Annotated in this window: 1 protein-coding gene; it reads left to right on the top strand. The window is 63.4% G+C overall.

Going from position 1 to position 5,138, the window contains the following annotated elements:
- The first annotated feature begins 171 nt into the window (after positions 1 to 171).
- A complete protein-coding gene (locus ACXJ7R_RS24510; protein ID WP_457154084.1) occupies positions 172 to 5,061 on the top strand; it encodes an nSTAND1 domain-containing NTPase in 4,890 nt (1,629 codons plus the stop codon).
- The last annotated feature ends 77 nt before the right edge of the window (positions 5,062 to 5,138 follow it).

The following is a 5,138-nucleotide window of genomic DNA, read 5'->3' as shown; positions in this document are numbered from 1 at the left end:
GGCAGAAGCCCGTGAGCCGTGGCACCGGTCTTGCTCCGGCAGATCGAGCAATCCGCACCAAGTAGTCCATGGCGAGCCTCCCGCTGAGAATGCAATTGTCGGTCCGAGCGTCTCTTTGGTCACGAACGGCGTCCGATCATTCGCCGAAATCTGCGCTCCCCGCCGGTCTGGATGGCGATGACTCTTCGCAGCGCGAACCGTGCTAAGATCGAAGAATTGGACTGCGGCTTCGTGCGTGAGGGAACCGGCTTGAATAGCTCGCCGCCCACGACGTTCGTACTCAACGGCATTACCGCCGATCTGAGCAGCGAGACCTTGCGCGACAAGTCCAACAGGACAATCGCACTTCGCCACCAGACCTTCGCGGTGCTTCGTCACCTTCTGGAGAACGCTGATCGGGTCATCACCAAGGACGACCTGATGAAGGCAGTCTGGAACGGCATAGCCGTGACCGACGACAGCCTGGTGCAATGCATTCACGAGATCCGTGCGGCGCTCAACGACAATCGGCAGGCCGTCGTGCAGACGGTTCCGAGGCGCGGATACAGGCTGGTCCTTCCCTCAAATGCCGGACCGAGAATGGCCACCATCCTGGCCGCCGAAGTGGCCGCCGGGGGCCGGCTGACAGGCATGGATGAGCCGATCTCCGCTGCAACTTTCCGGGCATACAAGCAGATCATCGATCGGCTGCTGGTTCAACATGCAGGCGGTGTGTTCTGGAGCGCCGAAGAGAGCTTGGTCGCCGAGTTTGCCGGCCCTGTCGAGGCGATGCGGTGTGCGGGCGAGATCCAGCATGAGGTCGATAGGCGGAACCGCGAAGTTCCCGAGGTAAAGCGCCTGCGCTTCCGCATCGGCGTTCACCTGGGTTATGCCGTCGCCGAGGGCGACCACCTCGCGGGCGAGGCCGTCGAGGTCGCCGCTCATCTGCAAACATTGTCACGACCGGGCGGGATTTGCGTCACGGAAGCGGTGCGCGCCCAGGCTCAAGACCGACTCTCGCTGGAGTTCGTCGATCTCGGCGAGCACAAGCTGAAGAACGTCGCACGCGCCTTGCGCATCTACCGCGTACCCCTTGCTGCGGAGGAACCGGTCAGGTCACCATTTCGTGGTCTCGATGCCTTCGAATTCGAAGATGCCGATCTCTTCTTCGGCCGAGCGCGGGCGATTGCGGCCTGCACCGCAAGACTTGAGCAGCAGGCAGCAAGTGGCACGGCATTCCTGCTCATCTACGGTATGAGCGGATGCGGCAAGTCTTCCCTCCTGCGCGCTGGCCTGCTGCCGTCATTGACACTGCCTGGAGCCGTGGCAGGCATATCCCTGTGGCGCCGCTGCCTGATCCGCCTCTCCGAAGGACCGGATGCATTCGCTGTGCTGGCTGCGGCACTGCTTCGCGAAACTGCTGTGCCGGAGCTGGCCTCCGAAGTAACAGCCGCGGAGTTTGCTCGGCTCTGCAGGAGCACGCCGGATCGGGCACTGGCGATGATCCGACAGGCACTTCGCGAGGCCGCCGGGCCGGCCCGCCCGCAGATCAGATTGCTTGTCGCCATTGATCAGCTGGAGGAGCTGTTCACGACGGAGAAGCAGCCGGCGACGCGCGAGGCCCTCGTGCGGCTCATGGCGGTGCTGGCCGCGAGCGGACTGGCCTGGGTGATAGCGGCGATCCGTTCGGACTTTTTTCACCGCTGCGGAGAGGTCCGGGGTTTCTCGGCGCTCAAGGACGGCCTCTCCAGCTACGAACTCCTGCCGCCGACTGGCCCAGAGATCGGGCAGATCATCCGCGAACCGGCGGGCGTCGCCGGGCTCCGCTTCGAGGAGAGTGCCGAACTGGGGCGGCTCGACGATGTGCTGCAGGAGGCAGCAGCTGCCGATCCCGGATCATTGCCGCTTCTCGAGTTCGTGCTCGACGCGTTGTACGAGGCCGGCCGCGAGCGCCGAGTTCTCACCTTTGCGCATTATCGCGCGCTCGGCGGGCTCGAAGGCGCAATCGCGCGCCGCGCCGACGAAGTCGTGGACTTGCTGGCGCCCAACATCCAGGAGGCCTTACCCGCGGTGCTGCGCGCGCTCACCACGGCAAGTCCTGGCGATGAAACGGTCACGGCACGTCCGGCCCTGTTCACCGAAATTGCAGGCACCCCCTCGCGATCGGCCCTCGTCAGGGCCCTGATCGACGCACGGCTCCTCGTCAGCGACGAGGACGCCGGAGGGCATGTCTTCGTCCGCGTTGCACATGAAGCACTGTTGAGCCGTTGGCCGCGCGCCGGTGACATTGTGAATGCAAACCGGGACTTTCTCGAGACGCGCGAACGCCTCAGGGCCGACACCCACCGATGGCACCTGGAGAGCAGGAATCGAGAGCTTCTCCTTCCGTCCGGCAAACGTCTCGCGGAGGGCGAAGAGCTGATGTTGTCAAGACGGGAGGAGGTCGACGATGACGTACTTGAATACATCGAGGCGTCCTTGCGTGCCCATCAGCAGAAAGAGGAGAAGGACCGGCACACAGAGCTGGCGCTGATCGAGGCCGCAGAAGAGGCAAAACGCGAGCGCCGTGAGCGCGAGGCCGAGCGCCGGAGCCTCGCGGCTGCCGCGGCAAACCGGCTTGCCCGCCGTACGCGCAATGCCGCGATTGTGGCGATAATGCTCGCTCTCATGGCGGGCGCAGGTGCACTGGTCGCCTTCAGGGCGCAGGAGGAAGCAAGGTCGCAACGCGACCTGGCGCTGCGCAACCAGTCTCTTTCGCTCGCGTTTCTCTCGCAGCAGTCCACGGCGAGAGGCAACACCGAGGCTGCGATCCTGTTGGCGCTCGAAGCACTGTCCTCGAAAGACCCGTCCGAGCGGCCCTATCTCTTTGAAGCGGAGGCAGCCCTCTTCAAGGCCCTGCTGGCGCACCACCAGATCAAAATCTTCCGGCATGGTGCCGGCGTCGCGGATGCGGCGTTCAATCCGAGCGGCGATCACATCGTCACTGCATCCTACGATAAAACTGCAGGCGTCTGGGACATCTCCAGCGGTGCCGAAACTGCGGTTCTAAAAGGTCATGGAGGGGCCGTGGAGAGGGCTGAGTTCAGCCCGGACGGGAGCCGTATCCTGACGGCCGCGAGGGACGGCACTGCACGCGTCTGGAACGCCATCTCGGGAGAACAGCTCTTCATCCTGCAGCCGGTAGGCAATTATCCAACCGCAATCTTCAGCCCGAATGGCAACCAGGTGCTGACGGCGGGGGAGAACAGCGATGCAGTGCTCTGGGACGCCCGGACCGGAAGAAAAGTCGTGAGTGTAAGAAGCGACGGATATGCACGGGCTGGCTTCAGTCCGGACGGTCACAGCTTCGCGACGGCACGCAAGCACTTTGTTTCGATCTGGAGTACCGCGGATGGCGCACTGACGCGGTCATTCCGGGTGAACTCCCGGCCCTATAGCCTGGCGTTCAGCCCGGACGGGGGCCGGCTGCTGGCTGGCGCATGCGGCCCGCTTTCATACGGCGGCACTTCCAGCCTTTTAGATGCGTCGAAAGGAACGGAGATCGCGAAGCTGGACGGCCACAAGAGCGACACGCAATTGAACGGCGTGATTTTCAGTCACGGGGGTCAGCGGATCGCCACCGTATCACTCGACGGCGCTGCCCGGATTTGGGATGGATCGTTGGGAACGTTGCATGACCTGCTCGGCCAGGAGGTTTCGGGTTTGAAGCTCGCCGATATCGGTGCGGATGAACGCGATGAAGAGATGAACGGTGCTTTCAGCCCGGACGACCGCTTTCTGGCGACTGCTTCGGTCAATGGGCCGGTCCGCATCTGGGACGTTGAACGCGCCTCGTTGGTCACGACGATCGCCGGTCATGAATCTTTGGTCGAGCATCTGGAATTCAGCCCGGCCGACAGCAACATTCTTCTCACCGCTTCGCACGATGGCACAGCTCGGCTGTGGGACGTCGACGGCGCACTGACGACCACGCTCTCTCATGAATATCGGCCGACTTTCGCGGTCTTCAGTGCCGACAATATCCACCTGTTGACCGGTGGCGGCGACAGCGCGGCGCATCTCTGGGATGTCGTGAGCGGCCGCGAGATCATCCGACTCGATACACATGAGATCGTTCAACGCGCGACGTTCAGTCCCGATGGAAGGCGCGTCGCGACGGCATCTCTTGGGGGCCAGGTCCGAATTTGGGAGGTTGCCAGGGGATTCGAGACCGCCCAGTTCCGAGCCCATGGCGGACTGATCCAGATCCAGTTTGGTCGCGACGGCAAATCGCTTGTTTCCGCATCGATCGACGGTACCGCGCAGCTGTGGGATGCGGTGACCGGTACCGAGCTGGCCGTCATCAATTCAAGCAGCAAGCTGCCGCAGGCCATTCTTAGCCCCGACGAACGTCTGGTCTTCGCGGCCAGGGAAGACAATGCGGGCCACCTCCTGAAGGCGGGCGGGGCTGAGCTTAAGGCCCTTGTGGGGCACCGGGATCGCATCACGGCAGCGGCCTTCAACCCGGACGGTCAACTGGTCGCCACGGGCTCACTCGACCACACGGCCCGAATTTGGTCGACCACGAACGGAGCAAACGTCGTAACGCTAGAGGGACATACCGGCGAGGTGACGGTGGTCTCCTTCAGTCCCGACGGCCAGTCGCTGATGACGGCCTCACGCGATGGAACCGTCCGGATCTGGAGCGTCGCTGGCGGACTGGAAAGGACCGTTCTTAGGGGCCACAGCGGCGCGGTGGACAGCGCCCAGTTCAGTCCCAGTGGATTGTATGTCGTGACCGCGTCATCCGAAGATCGCACGGTCCGGCTATGGGCGACGCAATCGGGGCGCCAGATTGCCGTCCTTGCCAGCCAGGACGAAGCGACCGTTCGACCGGGCCTTACACGCGCAGCTTTCAGTTCCGACGGCACCCAGATCGCAATTGTTTCCGGCGAGGAAAGCGTCCGCATCGTTCGCGTCTTCCAGACACCCAGGGACCTCATTGACTTCGCCCGGCGCACCGTGCCTCGCGAACTCACCCCTTGCGAGCGGCGAAGCTTCTTCCTTCCTGAAGACCCTGCAATTGGTACTTGTCCGGGCTGAGGTCGACAATGGAGTCAGATTTTGCCGCCTGAGCCGGCTGCTGGAACGGGCAACTCAGCGCCGCATCTCGACTGTAG

Source organism: Mesorhizobium sp. P5_C1, assembly GCF_054049815.1.
Note: the sequence above shows the minus strand (reverse complement) of the source record. Positions and strands in the feature narration are given on the sequence as shown.